This is a genomic window from Pseudomonas sp. C5pp (genome assembly GCF_000814065.1).
Taxonomy (GTDB): Bacteria; Pseudomonadota; Gammaproteobacteria; order Pseudomonadales; family Pseudomonadaceae; genus Aquipseudomonas; species Aquipseudomonas asiatica.
Window position 1 is genome coordinate 100,655 of sequence record NZ_JWLN01000010.1, and the last position, 19,601, is coordinate 120,255.

The window sequence follows — 19,601 nt, forward strand, 5'->3', positions numbered from 1 at the left end:
TACCCACACGGCGCCCACCTTCGAGGGGCCGCCGAACATGAGAATACTCAAACCCCCGGTCGGCTTCCCGACCGGGGGTTTTGCTTTTCAGGCCTTTGAACAACACCGATTCACATTGAGGACAGATTCATGAACTACGCCACTTATTACTACGCAAACACCTACGCCTGGCGATTTAGCCAATCCCGTTCGGGCCAGCCTGCCGCCTCCGTTCGGTCTTCCACAGGTGGCAATGCAGCAGCCAATACGAATTCAACGACTTGTCGAACACCTCGATAGGGCCGACGACGCGGGCCAGAACCCGCCGTCCGCCCAGGGAAAAAACGCCATGCACGCTTCCAGCCTCGCCCTGACCCAGCCGCAAGCAGCCAACACCACCGTCAGCCAGCGCCTGCCCAGCCCGCACCTGCTCAAGCAGCAAATGCCGCTGTCCAGCGAACTTACCCAGCAAGTCCATGCCCACCGCCAGGCCATCCGCGACATCCTCGAAGGCCGCGACCAGCGCCTGCTGGTGATCGTTGGCCCGTGCTCGATCCACGACCCGCGCTCGGCCCTGGAATACGCCGACCGCCTGGCAGCCCTCAGCCGCGAAGTCGACGACAAGCTGCTGCTGGTGATGCGCGCCTACGTCGAAAAACCCCGCACCACGGTCGGCTGGAAGGGCCTGGCCTACGACCCGCACCTCGATGGCAGCGACGACATGCACGCCGGCATCGCCCTGTCCCGCGGGCTGATGCTGAACATGATCGAACGCGGCCTGCCGGTTGCCACCGAACTGCTGCAGCCAATGGCCGCCGGCTACTTCGATGACCTTCTGGCCTGGGCCGCGATTGGCGCGCGCACCACCGAGTCGCAGATCCACCGCGAAATGGTCAGTGGCCTGGAGCTGCCGGTCGGCTTCAAGAACGGCACCGACGGCGGCATCGCCATCGCCAGCGACGCCATGCGTAGCGCCGCCCACTCGCACCGCCACTTCGGCATGGATGCGCAGGGCTACCCGGCCATCATCGAGACCTTGGGCAACCCGGACACCCACCTGGTGCTGCGCGGCGGCCACAAGGGCCCGAACTTCGACGCCAACAGCATCGCCATGGCCCGCCAGGCGCTGGCCAAGGCCGGGCTGCAGGCGCGGATCATGGTCGATTGCAGCCATGCCAACAGCGGCAAGGACCCGGCGCGTCAGCCGGCCGTTTTCAACGATGTGCTGGAGCAGCGCCTGGCCGGCGACCGCTCTATCGTCGGCGTGATGATCGAAGGGCACCTGTTCGACGGCTGCCAGGCGCTGGGCAAGGGCGCGCTGAAATACGGCGTGTCGATCACCGACGGTTGCCTGGGTTGGGCCTCGACCGAAACCCTGTTGCGCGAGGCGGCACAAAAACTCTAGGTAGCGGGACGCAAGCCTGGCGAGACATACCCCGGACAAGTGCGCTAGGCTTGCCTTTTTTACCCCAAGGAGCAGTACCCATGGCCCGTGCAACCGCCCGCCACATCCTGGTCAGCAGCGAAGAGAAATGCAACGAACTGAAAGCCCAGATCGAAGCAGGCGCCGACTTCGCTGAAATCGCCAAAGCCAACTCCACCTGCCCGTCCAGCCGCCAGGGCGGTGACCTGGGCTCGTTCGGCCCGGGCCAGATGGTCAAGGAGTTCGACACCGTGGTGTTCAGCGCGCCGGTCAATACCGTGCAAGGCCCGGTCAAGACCCAGTTCGGCTACCACCTGCTGGAAGTGACCAGCCGCCAGGACTAAGTAGCCAGTAGCTGCTCATGTCCCCTGTGGGAGCGGGTTCACCCGCGAAAGCGCCAGATCAGGCAACGACGTTGCGTGAACGGACGCATTCGCGGGTGAACCCGCTCCCACAGGCCCTGTGTTACCTTTTTCTGCTTTGTTTTTCCTTCAATAGCCAGGCTGCACCCACCCACGCCCTCACCGTCTACGGCGAAGCCCCCCGTTACAGCGCCAGCTTCCAGCATTTCGACTACGTCAACCCCGACGCCCCCAAAGGCGGCATCCTGCGCCGCTCGGCCATCGAGATTGGCCAGTTCGACCATATCCTGCCGTACATCGACAAAGGCATCGGTGTCAGCGAGGTCGATGGCCTGCTGTACGCGCCACTGGCCGTGCGCTCGTTCGATGAACCCTACACCGTCTACGGCCTGATCGCCCGGCGCATGGAGCGCGGCCCGGAGGATGCCTGGCTGCGGTTCGAGATCGACCCGCGCGCCACCTTCGCCGATGGCAAGCCGGTGCGCGCCGAGGACGTACGCTTTACCTTCGAGCTGCTGATGAGCAAGGGCAGCCTGAGGTATCGCACCCAGTTCGCCGATGTTGCTGCCGTCGTGGTGGAAAGCCCACACAGCGTGCGTTTCGACTTCAAGCCTGACCACGGCCGCACCCTGCCACTGGACCTCGCCAGCCTGCCGGTTCTGCCCGAACACGACTGGCAGCAGCGCGATTTTGCCAACGGCGCCGGCTTCGACAAGCCGGTCGGCAGCGGGCCGTACCGTATCGGGAGCATCGACAACGGCCGCAGCATCACCTTCCAGCGCGACGCCAACTGGTGGGCGCGCGATCTGCCGGTCAGCCGTGGCCGCTACAATTTCGACAAGCTGCGCATCGAGTACTTCGGTGATACCGAAGTGGCGCGGCAGGTGCTCAAAGGCGGCGGCTACGACTACAACCGCGAATTCTCCGCCACCGCCTACACCCTGGGCTACAACGGCGCGCAACTGGACGACGGCCGCCTGCAGCGCGCCCACTTGGGCCCGGCCAAACCGCAGGTGGCCCAAGGCTTCGTGTTCAACCTCGACCGGCCGCAGTTCAAGGACCGTCGCGTGCGCCAGGCGCTGGGCATGCTGTGGGACTACGAGTGGAGCAACCGGCAGATGATGCGCAACATGTACATCCGCCAGCAGAGCGTGTTCTCCAATACCCCGCTGGCCGCCCGCCAACTGCCGGATGCCGGCGAGTTGAAACTGCTCGAACCGTTGCGCGGCAAGGTGCCGGACGAAGTGTTCAGCACCGTGTTCACCGCCCCGGTCACCGATGGTTCGGGGATAATCCGCAAGCAGCAGCTGCAGGCACTGGCGCTGCTCGAACAAGCCGGCTGGCGCCCCGAAGGCGACCACCTGGTGAACAGCCAGGGCACGCCGCTGGCGTTCACCTTCCTCAACGGCCAGGCAGGCATGGAGCGCCTGCTGCTGCCGTGGAAGCGCAACCTGGCCCAGATTGGCGTGACCCTGGACATCCGCAACGTCGATTCGGCCCAGTACGTCAACCGCCTGATGGCACGTGACTACGACATGATCGTCACTGGCTACCCGGTCACCCTGTCGCCTGGCGCCGAGCTGTACAACTATTTCGGTTCGGCGGCGGCCAACGACCCTGGGTCGAACAACCTGATGGTGCTGCAGGACCCTGCCGTGGACCGCCTGATCGACGGCCTGGTGCGCGCCGACACCCAGGCCGACATGCTGTACCACGCCCATGCCCTGGACCGGGTGCTGCAATGGAACTACTACTGGATCCCCAACTACTACCCACCGGGCAGCTCCACTGTCTGGTGGAACCGCTTCGGCCTGCCCAAGGTCCAGGCTGCCTATGACGAAGGCCTGGACACCTGGTGGGAAGTCAGCCCTGCCGCGCTGACCAACGCGCAAATGGCCGAACGCCGGAAATTCTCGCCATGACCACTTACATACTGCGCCGCCTGCTGCTGATCGTCCCGACCCTGCTGGCGATCCTGTTGGTCAACTTCCTGATCGTCCAGGCCGCACCGGGAGGCCCGGTGGAGCAGGCGGTGGCACGCCTGCAAGGTATCGGCGGTGGCGCTCCCGGTGCCCGGGCCGAGGTGGTGCACGGCGAGTCACGTGCCACCCGTGGCCTGGACCCGAAACTGATCGAGGAGATCAAACGCCAGTACGGCTTCGACAAGTCCGCCCCCGAGCGCCTGTGGCTGATGCTGGGCCAGTACGCCCGGCTGGACTTCGGCAACAGCTTCTTCCGCGGCGCCAAGGTCACCGACCTGATCCTCGACAAGTTGCCGGTCACCCTGTCGCTGGGCTTCTGGGCCACGCTGATCACCTACCTGGTGTCGATCCCGCTGGGCATCCGCAAGGCGGTGCGCCATGGCAGCCGCTTCGATGCCTGGAGCAGTGCACTGATCGTGGTCGGCTATGCCCTGCCCTCGTTCCTGTTCGCCCTGTTGCTGATCGTGCTGTTCGCCGGCGGCACCTCGCTCAGCTGGTTCCCGGTGCGCGGCCTGGTCTCGGACAACTTCGACGAGCTCAGCCTGCTGGGCAAGGTCGCCGACTACTTCTGGCACCTGGTGCTGCCGGTCGGCGCCCTGGTGATCGGCGGCTTCGCCACCCTGACGCTGCTGACCAAGAACGCCTTCCTGGACGAGATTTCCCGGCAATACGTGGTTACCGCCCGAGCCAAGGGCCTGAGCGAACGCCGGGTGCTGTATGGCCACGTGCTGCGCAATGCCATGCTGCTGGTGGTAGCGGGGTTGCCGCAGGCATTGATCACGGTGTTCTTCGCCGGCTCTTTGCTGATCGAGGTGATCTTCTCGCTCGATGGCCTGGGCCGCATGAGTTACGAGGCGGCCGTGTCGCGGGATTACCCGGTGGTGTTCGGCACGCTGTTCATCTTTACCCTGGCGGGCCTGCTGATCCGCCTGATCGGTGACCTGTCGTACACCCTGCTCGACCCGCGTATCGACTTCGACGCGAGGGCGCGCTGATGCTTTCACCGATCTCGCGTCGTCGCCTGCAACGCTTTCGCCGCAACCGCCTCGGCTGGGTTTCGCTGTGGCTGTTCGCCGCCCTTCTGCTGCTGAGCCTGTGCGCCGAGCTGGTGGCCAACGACAAACCGCTGCTGCTGGGCTACAAGGGCGACCTCTACGTGCCGGCGCTCAAGCGTTACACCGAGCAGCAGTTCGGCGGCCAGCTGCCGTTCCAGCCAGACTACCGCAGCGCCTATGTACGCCAGCTGATCGAGCAGCAAGGTGGCTGGATGCTGTTCGCCCCCATCCCGTTCAGCGCCGATACCCCCAACTACGACCTGCAGGTGCCCACCCCCAGCCCGCCGAGCGCGAGCAACTGGCTGGGTACCGACGACCAAGGCCGCGACGTGCTGGCCCGGGTGCTGTATGGCACCCGGGTATCCTTGCTGTTCGCTTTCGCCCTGACCGTAGTCAGCGTGCTGATCGGGGTGGCGGCCGGTGCTTTGCAGGGCTACCACGGCGGCTGGGTCGACCTGGTCGGCCAGCGCCTGCTGGAGGTGTGGTCGGGGTTGCCGGTGCTGTACCTGCTGATCATCCTCAGCGGGTTCGTCGAGCCGGACTTCTGGTGGCTGCTGGGGATCATGGCGCTGTTCTCCTGGCTGACGCTGGTCGACGTGGTGCGCGCAGAGTTCCTGCGCGGTCGTAACCTGGAGTACGTGAAGGCCGCAAGGGCACTGGGGTTGCCAGACAGCCAGGTGATGCTGCGGCACATCCTGCCCAATGCCATGAACGCAACGTTGACCTATGTGCCGTTCATGCTGACCGGGGCGATCACCACCCTGACTGCACTGGATTTTCTCGGTTTCGGCATGCCGGCAGGGAGTGCTTCACTGGGAGAGCTGGTGACCCAGGGCAAACAGCACCTGGAGGCGCCGTGGCTGGGCTTTACCGCGTTCTTTGCCCTGGCGGTGATCCTGTCGCTGCTGGTGTTTATCGGGGATGCCTTGCGCGAGGCGTTCGACCCCAGGGGATAGGTTTTCAGGTCTGGCCCATTCGCGGGTAAACCCGCCTCAAGGTTTGTGGTGACCCTGTAGGAGCGGGTTTACCCGCGAAGAGGCCAGCCCTGCTTACACAGATTTCAGGATTTCTACCCATGCACGACAGCGACAGCCTCAAGGACTACCCCCAGGTACGGCAACTGGCGATCCGCTCGTTGTTCGAGATCATCGAGCAGTCCAGCGAGGGCACGGTAATCGTCGACCGCCAGGCGCGCATCGTCTGGATGAACGAGCGCTACGCCCGGCGCTTTGGCCTGGCCAACGCCGCCAGTGCCATCGGCCAGCCATGCGAGGCGGTGATCCCGGGCAGCCTGATGCGCGAAGTAGTGAGCAATGGCCGGCCAATCCTGCTGGACATGCTCGACACCCCGAACGAGCCGCTGGTGGTAATGCGCCTGCCCATCCACGACGACCAGGGCGCACTGATCGGCGCCATCGGCTTTGCCCTGTTCGATGAGTTGCGCAGCCTGTCGCCGCTGCTCAAACGCTACTCCAGCATGCAGCAGGAACTGGCCTCGACCCGCTCGCAGTTGCGCGCTCGCCAGGCCAAGTACAGCTTCGCCCAGTTCGTCGGCAGCAGCGCCGCCAGCCTGGAGGCCAAGCGCCGCGCCCGGCGTGGCGCGAGCAGTGATTCGCCGGTGTTGCTGCTGGGCGAAACCGGCACCGGCAAGGAACTGCTGGCCCATGCCATCCATGCGGCGTCGGCGCGGGCGCACAAGGCGTTTGTCAGCATCAACAGTGCGGCAATCCCCGAAACACTGCTGGAAGCCGAATTTTTCGGCACCGCCCCCGGCGCCTTTACCGGCGCCGACCGCAAGGGCCGCAGCGGCAAGCTGCAACTGGCCGAAGGCGGCACACTGTTCCTCGACGAGATCGGCGACATGCCGCTGGCCCTGCAGAGCAAGCTGCTGCGGGTGTTGCAGGAGAAAGAGTACGAGCCGGTAGGCTCGAACCAGATGCTGCGCAGTGATGTGCGCATCATTGCCGCCACCTCCATCGACCTGCAGGCCGCCATCGCCCGCGGGGCATTCCGCGCCGATCTGTATTACCGGCTGAATGTGCTGCCGATCGAGGTGCCACCACTGCGGCAACGGCTGGAGGATCTGCCGGCGCTGTGCGAGGCCATCCTGGGCGAACTGGGCAGCCAGTATGAGCTGGAGGCCGAAGCGCAGCAGCTACTGGCGCGGCATGCATGGCCGGGGAACATTCGCGAGCTGCGCAATGTGCTGGAGCGGGCCACGCTGCTGGCAGATCAGCCGCGGCTGGGGGTGGCGGATCTGCGGGCGGCATTGGGGCCGTTGAGCCCGGTGGCGGGTGAACCTATGCGGCAGACTTACCGTGAGGCCTGTGAGGCATTTGAGCGCGAGCTGATTGTTGGGGCACTGGCCGAACATGGGGGAAATGTGCCGGAAGCTGCGTCGGCGTTAGGACTGGGGCGGTCAACGCTATATAAGAAGATGGTAGCGCTCGGTCTCTGAGTGGAGACTTTTGTTTCCATTTAGAGACTGTCGCGAGGGCTTTGCCCTCGATCGCGACACAAGGCCGCTCCTGCAGGAGATCGCGGTGCACATGTAGGAGCGGCCTTGTGTCGCGATGGGCCGCAAAGCGGCCCCAAAATCTCAAGACAGAGACAAAAATTCAGAAGAAAACAAAATACTCATATAAATCAATAAGTTAAAAACTGGCACGATTCCCGCTATCTCCTGCTCACCGATAAAAACAAGACTCACCCAGGAGACCCACCCCGATGACCGTGCTCATCGCCCTCGCCGCTCTGGCCCTGCTGATGCTGGCTGCCTACCGCGGCTACAGCGTAATCCTCTTCGCCCCCATCGCCGCCCTCGGTGCGGTACTGCTCACCGACCCGTCCGCCGTGGCCCCCGCATTCACCGGGGTATTCATGGAGAAAATGGTCGGCTTCATCAAGCTCTACTTCCCGGTGTTCCTGCTGGGCGCCGTGTTCGGCAAGCTGATCGAGCTGTCCGGTTTCTCGCGCTCGATCGTCGCCGCCGCCATCCGCGTGCTCGGCACCCGCCAGGCGATGCTGGTGATCGTGCTGGTCTGCGCGCTGCTCACCTACGGCGGCGTTTCGCTGTTCGTGGTGGTGTTCGCGGTGTACCCGTTCGCCGCCGAGATGTTCCGCCAGAGCAATATCCCCAAACGCCTGATTCCGGCAACCATCGCCCTGGGCGCGTTCTCGTTCACCATGGATGCCCTGCCCGGCACCCCGCAGATCCAGAACATCATCCCCAGCACCTTCTTCAACACCACCGCCTGGGCCGCGCCATGGCTGGGCCTGATCGGCACATTGTTCGTGTTCTGCGCCGGCATGGCCTACCTGCAGCGCCAGCGCAACAAGGCCCAGCGCGCCGGTGAAGGCTATGGCAGCGATTTGCGCAACGAACCGGAGACCGCTGCCGACCTGGCGCTGCCCAACCCTTGGCTGGCCCTGTCGCCGCTGCTGCTGGTGGGGGTGATGAACCTGCTGTTCACCCACTGGATCCCGCAGTGGTACGGCCCAAGTCACAGCCTGCAACTGCCCGGCATGAGCGCACCGGTGCAAAGCGATGTGGCCAAGCTCACGGCCATCTGGGCGGTGCAGGCAGCGTTGCTGGTGGGCATCCTGATGGTGCTGGTGTGTGCCTTCGGCGCCATCCGTGCCCGCCTGGCCGAAGGCACCAAAAGCGCCGTGGGCGGCGCCTTGCTGGCGGCCATGAACACCGCCTCGGAATACGGCTTTGGTGCGGTGATCGCCTCGCTGCCGGGCTTCCTGGTATTGGCCGACGCCCTGCGCGGCATCCCCAACCCACTGGTCAACGAAGCGATTACCGTGACCTTGCTGGCCGGCATCACCGGCTCTGCCTCGGGCGGCATGAGCATCGCCCTGGCGGCCATGGGCGACACCTTCATCGCCGCCGCCAATGCCGCCAACATCCCGCTCGAAGTACTGCACCGCGTGGCCGCCATGGCCAGCGGTGGCATGGACACCCTGCCGCACAACGGTGCGGTCATCACCCTGCTGGCCGTGACCGGGCTGACCCACCGCGAGGCCTACAAGGACATTTTCGGTATTACCCTGATCAAGACCCTGGCGGTGTTCGTGGTCATCGCCACGTTCTACGCCACCGGCATCGTCTAAGGAGCTTTGCATGACCATCGAAGGCAAGACCGCACTCGTCACCGGTTCCACCAGCGGCATCGGCCTGGGCATTGCCCAGGTACTGGCCCGCGCAGGCGCCAACATCGTGCTCAACGGCTTCGGCGACCCTGCCCCGGCGCTGGCGGAGATCGCCCGGCACGGGGTGAAGGTAGTCCATCACCCGGCCGACCTCTCGGACGTAGCCCAGATCGAAGCGCTGTTCGCCCTGGCCGAGCGCGAGTTCGGCGGTGTCGACATCCTGGTCAACAACGCCGGTATCCAGCACGTGGCGCCGGTGGAGCAGTTCCCGCTGGAAAGTTGGGACAAGATCATCGCCCTCAACCTGTCGGCCGTGTTCCATGGTACGCGCCTGGCCCTGCCCGGCATGCGCACACGCAACTGGGGGCGCATCATCAACATCGCCTCGGTGCACGGCCTGGTCGGCTCCACCGGCAAGGCGGCCTATGTGGCAGCCAAGCACGGCGTGGTCGGCCTGACCAAAGTGGTGGGCCTGGAAACCGCCACAAGCAACGTCACCTGCAATGCCATCTGCCCTGGCTGGGTGTTGACCCCGCTGGTGCAGAAGCAGATCGACGATCGTGCTGCCAACGGTGGCGATCCGCTGCAAGCGCAGCACGATCTGCTGGCAGAAAAACAGCCATCGCTGGCCTTCGTCACCCCCGAGCACCTGGGTGAGCTGGTACTATTCCTGTGCAGCGAGGCCGGTAGCCAGGTTCGCGGTGCCGCCTGGAACGTCGATGGTGGCTGGTTGGCCCAGTGACGGGCGGCCTGGGCCTGGCGGCGGTCTTGCATTCGTTTATCTGCAAGGAGGCCCTATGCGCCCAACCCCGATGACTGCGATTCTGGCCCTGACCCTGGCTGCCGCCGCACCCGCGATGGCAGCCAGCCTGAAGGACGTCGCGCCCTACCCCGAGGCGGAAAAAGGCTTCACCCGGCAGGTCATCCACCTGCCGGCCCAGGCTGATGAGTCGGCCTATCAACTGGAAATCCTCGCCGGCAAGACCCTGAAGGTGGACTGCAATCGCCAGCGCCTGGGCGGCAGCCTGGAGGAACGTACCCTGGAAGGTTGGGGCTACAGCTACTACCGCCTGGACAAGGTCAGCGGCCCGGCCAGCACACTGATGGCCTGCCCCGATGGCAAGAAGACCGAGGCCTTCGTGCCAGTGGTCGGTGAAGGCTTCATGCTGCGCTACAACAGCAAGCTGCCGGTGGTGGTGTATGTGCCCAAGGACGTCGAAGTGCGCTACCGCGTGTGGACCGCGTCGCAGGACGTGCAAAAGGCTAAAGTAGAGTAACGCGCAAGCCCCTGCTGCCAAGGGGCTTCTTCGCGGGCACGCCCGCTCCCACAGGCTATCACCAGGCTGGACATCTACGCTGTACCTGTGGGAGCGGGCGAGCCCGCGAAGGCGCCCTCGAATCCAAATGATCATCTGGAGGTTCGGCATGAACGATGTGCTCTGGCGCCCCTCCACGGCGCAGATCGAGGCCAGCCGGATGGATGCCTTCCGCCGCCGGGTCAACCTGCGTTACAACTTGCAACTCGACGACTACCACGCGCTGCACCGCTGGAGCATCGAGCAGCGCCCTGCCTTCTGGCAAACCGTTGCCGACTACTTCCACGTTCACTGGCATAACCCGCCAAGCCAGGTGCTCAGCGAAGGGCCGCAGATGCCCGATGCCCAGTGGTTCGCCAACGCCACCCTCAACTTTGCCGAACACCTGCTGCGCCGCCGTGACGACCGCCCGGCCCTGGTCGCCGTGCGCGAAGACGGCCAGCGTCAGCTGTTCACCCATGCCCAGCTGGCCGCCCAGGTGGCCGGCCTGCAAACAGCCTTGAAGGCCACCGGCATCGTCCCCGGCGACCGCGTAGCCGCCATCATGCCCAATACCTGGCAGACACTGGTCGCCATGCTTGCCTGCACCAGCCTCGGTGCGGTGTGGTCCAGCTCCTCGCCCGAGTTTGGCGTGCACGGCATCATCGACCGCTTCGGTCAGATCGAGCCCAAGCTGCTGATCGCCTGCGCCGGGTACCAGTACGCCGGCAAAGCCATCGACCAGGTGGACAAGGTCAACCAGGTGTGCGCGCAGCTGCCCGGGCTGGAACAGCTGATCGTGGTCCCCCACACCCGTAGCGGAACGCGTGTCGACGAATTCCAGGCCGCCAATGTCAGCCTGTGGGACGAGTTCTATCAGCCCGGCGGCGAGCCCCGCTTCACCCCGCTGCCCTTCGACCACCCGCTGTACATCCTGTATTCCAGCGGCACCACCGGCGTGCCCAAGTGCATTGTCCACCGCGCTGGCGGCGTGTTGTTGCAGCACCTGAAGGAACATGGCCTGCACAATGACCTGAAAGCCGATGACGTACTGTTCTACTACACCACCTGCGGCTGGATGATGTGGAACTGGCTGGCCAGCGGCCTGGCGGTGGGTGCCACGCTGGTGCTGTATGACGGCTCGCCCTTCCATCCCGGCCCCGAGCGGCTGCTGGACCTGATCGACGCCGAGGATATCCAGGCCTTCGGTACCAGCGCCAAGTACCTGGCGGCGCTGGAGCAGGCGGGCCTGGAGCCTGCGGCAAGCCACCGCCTGGCGCGCTTGCGCCTGCTACTGTCCACCGGCTCGCCACTGTCGCCACACAGCTACGACTACGTGTACCGCAAGATCAAGGCCGACCTGTGCCTGGCGTCGATGTCCGGCGGTACCGATATCGTCTCTTGCTTCGTGCTGGGCAACCCGACCCTTCCAGTGCGCCGTGGCGAGATCCAGTGCAAGGGCCTGGGCATGGCGGTGGAGGTGTGGAACGAGCATGGCCAGCCGGTGCTGGGCGAAAAAGGCGAGCTGGTGTGCACGCGCAACTTCCCGTCCATGCCGCTGGGGTTCTGGAAGGACACGGACGGCAGCCGCTATCACGACGCCTACTTCAGCCAGTTTCCGGGAGTGTGGGCTCAGGGCGACTACGCCGAACAGCGTGCCGACGGCGGGCTGGTGATTCATGGCCGCTCCGATGCCGTGCTCAACCCCGGTGGCGTGCGCATTGGCACGGCGGAGATCTACCGCCAGGTGGAAAAGGTCGAGCAGGTGCTGGAAAGCGTGGCCATCGGTCAGGACTGGCAAGGCGATGTGCGGGTGGTGCTGTTCGTTCGCCTGCGGGACGGCCTGCAGCTGGATGAGGCCCTGCGCCAGCACATCCGCCAGGTGATCCGCCAGTTCACCACGCCCCGCCATGTACCGGCGGTGATCGCCCAGGTCGATGACATCCCGCGTACCATCAGCGGCAAGCTGGTGGAGTTGGCGATTCGCAATGTGGTGCATGGCTTGCCGGTGAAGAACACCGACGCCCTGGCCAACCCCGAGGCGCTGGAGCAGTTCCGGGATCGGGAGGAGTTGCGCACCCCGTAATGAAGGTATTCACCGTCATTGTGGGAGCGGCCTTGCGTCGCGAAAGGGCTGCAAAGCAGCCCCGGGATTTCAGCAGCGAAGCATAGATTTCTGGCACCGCTTTGCGGCCCTTTCGCGACGCAAGGCCGCTCCCACAATGGCCTCCACTCGACTCGATCAGGCATAATGCTGACCTTTTTCGCCCCCGAAGCACAGGTACCCCATGAAAGCCCAAGCCCGCCACATCCTGGTCAAGACCGCTGACGAAGCCGAAAAGCTCAAGCAGCGCATCGCCAATGGCGAGGCTTTCGACGTGCTCGCAAAAAAGTTCTCCACCTGCCCTTCGGGCAAACGTGGCGGCGACCTGGGTGAAATCCGCCCCGGGCAGATGGTCGGCGCCATCGACCAGGTGATCTTCAAGAAGCCCCTGCGCGTGGTGCACGGGCCGATCAAGAGCAAGTTCGGCTACCACCTGGTGCAGACGTTCTACCGCGACTGATAGCCCCGGGCCACCTGACATTTTTGCCAGTTGTCCCCCTACCGTACAAAACATACAACTCAGGCAGTGGCCCCTCTAATGGAGACCTGCCTATGCGCTGCCCTCGCCTGCTTTTGCCTGCCGCACTCCCTCTGCTCACTTTGCCTTTGCTGTCTCACGCCCAATCCCTGACCGTTGCAGCAGGCGACGACCTGGGCGCCATCGTTCAGACGCCAGCTGCAGATCAGTTCATCATCACCGGCGGCAAGGTCACATCGTTGCAACAAGGCGAGGGGCAGGACACGTTCAACATGTCTGGTGGCGAACTCGGGTCGCTCAATCAAGGCGGTGCCATGGACGTTTTCCTCATGACCGAGGGGGCCATCAGGGGTGCCTTCGAAGATGGCGACACGGCCCGATTCAAGGGTGGCAGCATTGGCCGCATCGACCTCAAGATGGCTGATAACTTCCTTGAAATGTCCGAAAACCTTGGTGTGGAAACCATCGTTGTTGGCAACGTGGTCAGCGGCCTTGGCAACGATACTTACATCCTGGCTGGCGGCACCATCGGTAGAGATCTCAGTACCAGCAGCGGCAAAGACAAGATCAATGTCGAAGGCGTCAATCTCAAAGGCGAGATACGTGCCGGCCAGGGCGACGATAACTTCAACTGGACGAGCGGCAAGATCGGCAAGAAAGTCGACATGGGCGCCGACAATGACACGGCCACCGTCAGCACACTCGACTTGAGCAGTTCAACAGTGCTGTTGGACGGCGGTACGGGCACGGATACCCTGACGTTTCAGCAAGCCAAGGTCGGTCAGGGTGCCTTGTATGTCAACTGGGAGTCCATCAACCTGAACCAGGGCAGCCAGCTGACCCTGAACGACAGCTTGGCCCTGGGTGACCTGGGCTCCGATCAGCCACCAATAGCCGCAGCCACGGGCACCGGTACCCTGCAAATCGACGCGACCAGCACACTGACAAGTCGCCACGGCAGCATCGTCAGCATCGTCAGCATCGTCAGCATCCAGAATGGCAGCAAGGCATCCGTGGTAAACGCCGGCACCATAGACCTGAGCAGTGGCAACGACGCTCAGGGTCGCCTGACCATCCAGGGCAACTACACCGGCAACAACGGCACCCTGCGTCTGAACAGCGTGCTGGCCGGCGACGGCGCTGCCTCCGATCGCCTGGTGGTCAGCCGTGGTGCGATTGGCGGCTCTACCCAGTTGCTCATCAACAACCTCGATGGCGCCGGTGCAACCACCGCGCAGAACGGCATTCAAGTCGTTGAAGCGCGTGACGGCGCGGTCAGCACGGCCACCGCATTTGTCCAGACCCAGACCCTTTCAGCCGGCGCCTACGACTACCGGTTGTTCAAGGGCGGCGTGACTGCAGGCAGTGAAAACAGCTGGTACCTGCGCTCCACCCTGGTTGCGCCACCCGCTCCGGCCCCTGCGCCGGAACCGGGCGAGCCGACACAGCCAACGCAACCTGGCGAGCCAGTGGTGATCGCACCCGCCGCTACCCCGCCTGTCGCGGCCCCGGCGCCCGGCCAGGTCGACCTGCCAGCACCGGTGCAAGGCGAAGGCCTGCCGCTGTATCGCCCGGAAGTTGCGGTGTATGCTGCAGCGCCACGGGGCGCCGCGATCATCGCCCGCCAGGCCTTGGGCACGTTCCACCAGCGTCAGGGCGACCAGCAGCTGCTGCAGGGTGACGGCGCCCTACCCGCCAGTTGGGGCCAGGCCTACGGCGGCGCGTTACGTCAGCAATGGAGCGGCACGGTCAGCCCGAGCCTGGATGGCGACCTGTACGGCTTCAAGGTGGGCCAGGACCTGTATGCCAAGGTTGGCGACAGCGGTTATCGCCAGCACATCGGTATCTACGTCAGCCATAGCCGTCTGGACGCCGACGTCAAAGGCTTCGCCCTCGCCGTGGAGAACCGCAGCGTCGGTGACCTGGAGCTTGATGGCGACAGCGTCGGCGCCTACTGGACGCTGGTCGGACCGCAAGGCGGCTACCTCGACGCCGTGCTGCAGTACACCAACCTGGATGGCCGGGCGCGTTCGGACCGTGGTGACAAGCTGAACATCGACGGCCACGCCTGGACCGCTTCACTGGAGTCCGGCTATCCCATCGCCCTGTCCGAACGCTGGGTACTGGAGCCGCAGGCTCAGGTGATCGCGCAAAAAGTCTCGCTCGACAGCGCCAGCGATAGCGTCTCGCACATCAGCCACGACGCCCAGGTCGAGCTGACCGGCCGACTGGGCGTTCGGCTCGAGGGGGCCTTCAAAGGCAGCAGCGACCGCCTGTTGCAACCCTATGCGCAAGTCAACCTGTGGCACGGCGACGGTGGCCGCGATACCTTGACCTTCGATGGCGTCGACAAGATCAAGACCGATTACCGCTATACCTCGGTGCAACTTGAAAGCGGCGTGGTAGCGCAGGTCAACGAAGCGCTGAGCCTGCATGGCGGCGTGCAGTACACCGCCAACCTGGACAGCCGCCAGCAGGAAGCCAGCGGCGTGAACCTGGGCCTGCGCTGGCAGTTCTAGCGCCGCGCAGCCAGCAGCCCGAGGCCGGCGCAGCCCAGCAATGAGGCGCTGACCCGGTTGAACAGCCGGCGTGGGCCGGGCTGGCTGAACCAACGCTGCATGTACGTCCCCAGGCCGGCGTAGATGGCGATGGCGGCCCATTCCAGCAACAGGAACAACGCACCCAGCCAGAGGAACTGCTCGCTCACCGGAGTGGTACTGCCGACCGAAACGAACTGCGGCAGGAACGCGGTGAAGATCAGGATAGCCTTCGGATTTCCCAATGATTATTAATATATACAAGCTCGAACCCGCTATTGACGAGCACCCTCCAACTTCGTTCTGATAGCACTCAGCCATCAACCAAGGAAGTGGATCGATGAACCAGCAGGTAGAGTTAGACCCCGATGAAGAGCAGGATCTGAAGGACCTTGCAGTCAAAGCCAAGAATGAGGCCGAGAAGAACCGAATCATTTCTGCTATAGCCGGCAACAGCCCTACCCGCGTTATTGATCGGGTGGCGTGGATTTTGAACCACTACCCGAAAGCACGTGACTCTGATATCAACTGCCAATTGCAATATTGGAAAACCTTCCAAGCCGACTTATACAGCGGTGGAAATATTTTAATAGAGAACTACCCAAAACTTGAGCGACTCCATTCAATCGCTCGCTCGCGTGCTTTTATCCAGAACACACATGGGCTGTTCATAGCATCCCCTGAGGTCCGGCGGACCAGAGGCAAACTGGAAGAAGAGGAAAAGCAAAAAATTCTAGACGCTAGACCTGCTCATCCAGTGTATTGTATTTACGCTGATGAAAGCGGAAAAACCAGCAAATACTTACTTGTTGGTAGTCTTTGGGTTCTGCGCAGTTATGACACGATGAAAATCACACGTGCCATCAATCAAAAGAAACAAGACTTAGAATTCAAAGGAGAGATGCACTTCAAGGAAATCAACAATCACAATTTAAATGATTACTTGGAGCTCCTCGGGGCAATTGTTAGAAATTCAGAAGCAGTCTCTTTTAAGGGACTGGCGGTGGAGCGCAAAGGTCTCAAGAGCGTCGATGACACCTTAGTGAAAATGTTTTATCACATGACCATTCAAGGTATTAAGGATGAGAACAAGTCAGGCCGAGCTGTGCTGCCTCGAAACCTGCAGTTCAGAAAAGACTCGGAAGAAGAGTCTAAAGATAAGATCACCATGTTCGAGATAGAGCTCCAACTAAAGAGCGCAGCCAAAAGCCTATTTAATGACAATGTCTACATCGACCTTGTTGAGTCCGAAGACTCAGCTATATCACCGCTCATGCAAGTTGCAGACCTTTTTGTCAGCTCCATATCCCGAATTATGAACAAAGAGGAAGGCAAGGAAGGTCCAAAAGATGTTTTCGCCAGGAGGTTTTTGGAGGCATTCGGTGTAGGGACCTCTACCGAGACACTTGAATTCTCGGGTGATTGTGTACGATTCTCATAATACGGTAGCTGGGGGCAGCAGCCCCCACCCTTGTTGACAAATCAGTAATCCTGTAACTCGACACGCCTTTTTGGATACCAAACGAATTGCAGGGCCATTTAATCTCTACACACCCACGAGCTTTCGACATAGGGATTTGAACCCGCCCGACGCTCTCAATAGGCCGCCGCAGGCCAGCATGACCGGCTACTATGGCATTGGCAGATGGCCCGTTTAGGCCTGAAACGCCCTAGAATTTGCCCTAAATTTGCCCTAAGAATTCTCGAATCTGGAGCACGCTCATGGATGAACAAGCCTCGACCACAGCCGACACCTTTGAGCTGTTGTTTCTGAACCAGGTCGCCATTAGAGCAGCGCTGGAGGAGCTTTCGCTGTGGGTGAGCCATCGCGGCTCAGTCAACATTCATGAAAACGTGATGGCCGCCCTAACGACCCTCGACATCCATGCTGAGGCGATATCATCTGGAATAGCACGCCTCCGGAAGTAACAGACCGCACCTGTAAATGACTCACGCGAGCCCCTAATGAAATCAAAATGGATTAAAGGCACACCAGCCGAACTGATAGCCGAAACCATGCAACTATTGTCCATCAATTCTGACGGAAGGGTTGGCTATCAGATAGCTGCAGAGTTTTTCTTCGATGGTCTTTTCGGCTTAATCGAACACCATCACTTGCTCGATAACAATACTGCATTCAGACTTTTCAGGCAGTCCATCCTAAACGTGTACGCCGCAAAAAAATCAAACGAGCACAATCGAATTCTCACCGAATTCGATAAACTATGCCACACCCAATTAAACGACAAGCAATTCACACTTGTCACTACAATTCAACTGAAAAACATCTATACCTTCCCGCAGTTTCACACAAACGAATGCCGAATAAAAATCACAAACAGCCTTCCAAAGAAATACTTAAAAAGTAGGGCTCGAGCTCTTCAAGAACAGCAAGAAACAATAGAAGACCATACAGACCTGGCCTACGCCATCATATTCACCAACGCTAAGAGCCCAGAGTCCGCTGTCGCGAAAGCCAACGATGCACTAGCCATACTATCTGGACTCATGCAGTTGGGCTTTAAAAAAAACATTAACTTTTTCGCTATAAGCAACGAGGGAAAATACCCTTCGAAATTAGCCATAGACCAAGGAAAACTTCAGACATTGCACCTCAGGTCAGGCAGCTGCCATCAGGAGGCCATATGGATAAATACAGACTACGAACCAAGACAACCGACAAGCTTAAAGAATTATAAAAACACCATTTCCCACACACAAAAAAGATTTAGACAAATCGCAAGACTTACTTTCAGCGACCACGTAGAGAAAGCTCTTCTCAACTACAGCAACGCGTTAGCTTCAAAAGATACCGAACTTCGCTTTTTAAAGCTATGGGTTGCCATCGAGCAGCTTCTGGCAACAGATGACACTGAAACCCTAATTAGAAGACTGTCGTTCTTTTATCGAGAAACACATCTGCAAAGATCTATACTGCGCTCATTACGCCTCGCTAGAAACCACCATATCCATGGAGGAAAACGCCCCACAAACATCGAACTGAAATTATTTCAACTATGTCGATTCTTTGAACACGCACTTCAGTTCTTCATCAGCAACCCATTTCGATACAAAACAGCAGAGGACGCAATCGCTTTTATCTCACTAAACACCGAAGCAGAAAATATTCAGAGCCAAATTAAAAAACTCAAATCCGTTTTAAAATTCGTCAGCTAGAGAAAAATTGGTTCTGGAAAAAGGAGCCTCCCATGAATTATTGGATATCTACCCAACAAGGTCGCCAGCGACCGACTGGCCAACTTGGCTGGCGACGCGCGCTGTAAACGATCCTAAAACGGGCTCAGAACAAGCCGCCTAGTGATGCCGGCTCCCAATTCGTGATCACCAGCTCAGCGGTCACTTCAGCCTTGCCCTGCCGCTGGTTCGTGTTGCTGTAACGGATATCCAGGTACTCGAAATGGAAACCCTCAAACGCTCGGCGGATATCCGGGTGGTCGTTAATGCTGACCATCACCCTACCCTTGCAACGACGCATAAAGTCGGCCATGCACTCGTACTCCTCGAAGGAGAAGTCTACGCCGTAGCCGGCTGTCTGCCAGTAAGGTGGATCCATGTAGAAGAACGTATGCGCCCGGTCGTACCGTTCAGCACAGTCGAGCCAGGAAAGATTCTCGACGTAGGTACCAGCGAGGCGCTGCCACGCAGCGGAAAGATTCTCCTCGATACGCAACAGATTGATAGCCGGTCCCGTGGTGGCGGTGCCGAATGTCTGGCCAGTGACCTTCCCACCGAAAGCGTGCTGCTGCAGGTAGAAGAACCGGGCAGCACGCTGGATGTCGGTTAGCGTCTCCGGCCGTGTCATTTTCTGCCACTCGAAGATCTGCCGGGAGCTCAGCGCCCATTTGAACTGGCGCACGAACTCCTCCAGGTGGTTCTGTACAACACGATAAAGGGTGACCAGGTCACCATTCAGATCGTTCAGCACCTCCACTGGGGCTGGCTGGGGACGCATGAAGAACAACGCGGCACCGCCGGCGAAGACTTCGACGTAGCACTCATGAGGGGGAAAGAGAGGGATCAAGCGGTCGGCCAGGCGGCGTTTGCCACCCATCCAGGGAATGATTGGAGAGGTCATAGGTATGCAAGTCTTTACTGTATGGATAAACAGGTGATAGGCTCGCCGCGCTTTGTGCACAAGGCAGAGGCCACGGCTGGACTTGCAGGAAGGGTCTGCGGGTTCGGCGGGCCGGGCTGGATGTTGGCGCAT

Annotated in this window: 16 protein-coding genes and 1 pseudogene; 15 read left to right on the forward strand and 2 right to left on the reverse strand. The window is 61.3% G+C overall.

What is annotated here, in order from left to right; all coding sequences use genetic code 11:
* Nucleotides 1-328: 328 nt before the first annotated feature.
* The 12 genes from RR51_RS10410 (at nt 329) to RR51_RS10465 (ending at nt 15,355) form a co-directional block, all read left to right on the forward strand.
* Complete coding sequence (locus tag RR51_RS10410; RefSeq protein WP_015270260.1) at nt 329-1,384, forward strand: 3-deoxy-7-phosphoheptulonate synthase; 1,056 nt, start codon at nt 329-331, stop codon at nt 1,382-1,384.
* An 80-nt stretch (nt 1,385-1,464) separates the two neighbouring features.
* Complete coding sequence (locus tag RR51_RS10415; RefSeq protein ID WP_003258780.1) at nt 1,465-1,746, forward strand: peptidylprolyl isomerase; 282 nt, start codon at nt 1,465-1,467, stop codon at nt 1,744-1,746.
* A gap of 11 nt (nt 1,747-1,757) precedes the next feature.
* Nucleotides 1,758-3,686: an extracellular solute-binding protein gene (locus RR51_RS10420; RefSeq protein WP_039613438.1), complete on the forward strand. Its 1,929-nt coding sequence runs from the start codon at nt 1,758-1,760 to the stop codon at nt 3,684-3,686.
* The gene (locus RR51_RS10425) at nt 3,683-4,741 is read left to right on the forward strand and encodes a microcin C ABC transporter permease YejB (RefSeq protein ID WP_039613439.1); all 1,059 of its coding nucleotides are present in this window, start codon (nt 3,683-3,685) and stop codon (nt 4,739-4,741) included. Before RR51_RS10420 ends, RR51_RS10425 begins: the two co-directional genes overlap by 4 nt.
* The gene (locus RR51_RS10430) at nt 4,741-5,757 is read left to right on the forward strand and encodes an ABC transporter permease (RefSeq protein WP_025339234.1); all 1,017 of its coding nucleotides are present in this window, start codon (nt 4,741-4,743) and stop codon (nt 5,755-5,757) included. Before RR51_RS10425 ends, RR51_RS10430 begins: the two co-directional genes overlap by 1 nt.
* Nucleotides 5,758-5,876: 119 nt before the next feature.
* The gene (locus RR51_RS10435; protein ID WP_039613440.1) at nt 5,877-7,259 is read left to right on the forward strand and encodes a sigma-54 interaction domain-containing protein; all 1,383 of its coding nucleotides are present in this window, start codon (nt 5,877-5,879) and stop codon (nt 7,257-7,259) included.
* 269 nt (nt 7,260-7,528) lie between these two features.
* Nucleotides 7,529-8,920, forward strand: coding sequence for a GntP family permease (locus RR51_RS10440; RefSeq protein ID WP_039613441.1), 1,392 nt, complete (start codon nt 7,529-7,531; stop codon nt 8,918-8,920).
* Between the two features lie 10 nt (nt 8,921-8,930).
* Nucleotides 8,931-9,701, forward strand: a complete 771-nt coding sequence (gene hbdH / locus RR51_RS10445) for a 3-hydroxybutyrate dehydrogenase (RefSeq protein ID WP_039613442.1) — start codon at nt 8,931-8,933, stop codon at nt 9,699-9,701.
* 55 nt (nt 9,702-9,756) lie between these two features.
* A complete protein-coding gene (gene eco, locus RR51_RS10450) occupies nt 9,757-10,236 on the forward strand; it encodes a serine protease inhibitor ecotin (RefSeq protein ID WP_015270251.1) in 480 nt (159 codons plus the stop codon).
* Nucleotides 10,237-10,384: 148 nt separating this feature from the next.
* Nucleotides 10,385-12,340 carry an acetoacetate--CoA ligase gene (locus RR51_RS10455; protein WP_039613443.1) on the forward strand — a complete coding sequence of 652 codons (1,956 nt, stop codon included), beginning with the start codon at nt 10,385-10,387 and terminating at the stop codon, nt 12,338-12,340.
* A 202-nt stretch (nt 12,341-12,542) separates the two neighbouring features.
* A complete protein-coding gene (locus RR51_RS10460; protein WP_013972552.1) occupies nt 12,543-12,818 on the forward strand; it encodes a peptidylprolyl isomerase in 276 nt (91 codons plus the stop codon).
* 92 nt (nt 12,819-12,910) lie between these two features.
* Nucleotides 12,911-15,355, forward strand: a complete 2,445-nt coding sequence (locus RR51_RS10465; RefSeq protein WP_039613444.1) for an autotransporter family protein — start codon at nt 12,911-12,913, stop codon at nt 15,353-15,355.
* Here RR51_RS10465 and RR51_RS10470 read toward each other — a convergent pair.
* Nucleotides 15,352-15,615 (reverse strand): annotated as a pseudogene (locus tag RR51_RS10470) (LysE family transporter); the annotation flags it as partial. The gene RR51_RS10465 and the pseudogene RR51_RS10470 sit on opposite strands and share 4 nt — an antisense overlap.
* A 98-nt stretch (nt 15,616-15,713) precedes the next feature.
* Here RR51_RS10470 and RR51_RS10475 point away from each other — a divergent pair.
* From RR51_RS10475 to RR51_RS10485, 3 genes are all read left to right on the forward strand, one after another.
* Nucleotides 15,714-16,814, forward strand: a complete 1,101-nt coding sequence (locus RR51_RS10475) for a DUF3800 domain-containing protein (protein WP_039613445.1) — start codon at nt 15,714-15,716, stop codon at nt 16,812-16,814.
* Nucleotides 16,815-17,095: 281 nt separating this feature from the next.
* Nucleotides 17,096-17,302 (forward strand): hypothetical protein, encoded by a 207-nt coding sequence (locus RR51_RS10480; protein WP_039613446.1) that lies wholly within the window; start codon nt 17,096-17,098, stop codon nt 17,300-17,302.
* A gap of 36 nt (nt 17,303-17,338) precedes the next feature.
* Nucleotides 17,339-18,550: a hypothetical protein gene (locus tag RR51_RS10485; RefSeq protein ID WP_152619875.1), complete on the forward strand. Its 1,212-nt coding sequence runs from the start codon at nt 17,339-17,341 to the stop codon at nt 18,548-18,550.
* 124 nt (nt 18,551-18,674) lie between these two features.
* Here the strand turns inward: RR51_RS10485 and RR51_RS10490 are convergent, their stop codons facing one another.
* Nucleotides 18,675-19,469 carry a DNA adenine methylase gene (locus RR51_RS10490; protein ID WP_039613448.1) on the reverse strand — a complete coding sequence of 265 codons (795 nt, stop codon included), beginning with the start codon at nt 19,467-19,469 and terminating at the stop codon, nt 18,675-18,677.
* Nucleotides 19,470-19,601 lie beyond the last annotated feature (132 nt).

Excerpts from the sequence above, each read along its gene's own strand:
- RR51_RS10440 (WP_039613441.1), top strand. The coding sequence starts at position 7,529 with ATGACCGTGCTCATCGCCCTCGCCGCTCTGGCCCTGCTGATGCTGGCT.
- eco (WP_015270251.1), top strand. The coding sequence starts at position 9,757 with ATGCGCCCAACCCCGATGACTGCGATTCTGGCCCTGACCCTGGCTGCC.
- RR51_RS10435 (WP_039613440.1), top strand. The coding sequence starts at position 5,877 with ATGCACGACAGCGACAGCCTCAAGGACTACCCCCAGGTACGGCAACTG.
- RR51_RS10460 (WP_013972552.1), top strand. The coding sequence starts at position 12,543 with ATGAAAGCCCAAGCCCGCCACATCCTGGTCAAGACCGCTGACGAAGCC.
- RR51_RS10485 (WP_152619875.1), top strand. The coding sequence starts at position 17,339 with ATGAAATCAAAATGGATTAAAGGCACACCAGCCGAACTGATAGCCGAA.
- RR51_RS10475 (WP_039613445.1), top strand. The coding sequence starts at position 15,714 with ATGAACCAGCAGGTAGAGTTAGACCCCGATGAAGAGCAGGATCTGAAG.
- RR51_RS10455 (WP_039613443.1), top strand. The coding sequence starts at position 10,385 with ATGAACGATGTGCTCTGGCGCCCCTCCACGGCGCAGATCGAGGCCAGC.
- RR51_RS10465 (WP_039613444.1), top strand. The coding sequence starts at position 12,911 with ATGCGCTGCCCTCGCCTGCTTTTGCCTGCCGCACTCCCTCTGCTCACT.
- RR51_RS10425 (WP_039613439.1), top strand. The coding sequence starts at position 3,683 with ATGACCACTTACATACTGCGCCGCCTGCTGCTGATCGTCCCGACCCTG.
- RR51_RS10430 (WP_025339234.1), top strand. The coding sequence starts at position 4,741 with ATGCTTTCACCGATCTCGCGTCGTCGCCTGCAACGCTTTCGCCGCAAC.
- RR51_RS10490 (WP_039613448.1), bottom strand. The coding sequence starts at position 19,469 with ATGACCTCTCCAATCATTCCCTGGATGGGTGGCAAACGCCGCCTGGCC.
- RR51_RS10480 (WP_039613446.1), top strand. The coding sequence starts at position 17,096 with ATGGATGAACAAGCCTCGACCACAGCCGACACCTTTGAGCTGTTGTTT.
- hbdH (WP_039613442.1), top strand. The coding sequence starts at position 8,931 with ATGACCATCGAAGGCAAGACCGCACTCGTCACCGGTTCCACCAGCGGC.
- RR51_RS10410 (WP_015270260.1), top strand. The coding sequence starts at position 329 with ATGCACGCTTCCAGCCTCGCCCTGACCCAGCCGCAAGCAGCCAACACC.
- RR51_RS10415 (WP_003258780.1), top strand. The coding sequence starts at position 1,465 with ATGGCCCGTGCAACCGCCCGCCACATCCTGGTCAGCAGCGAAGAGAAA.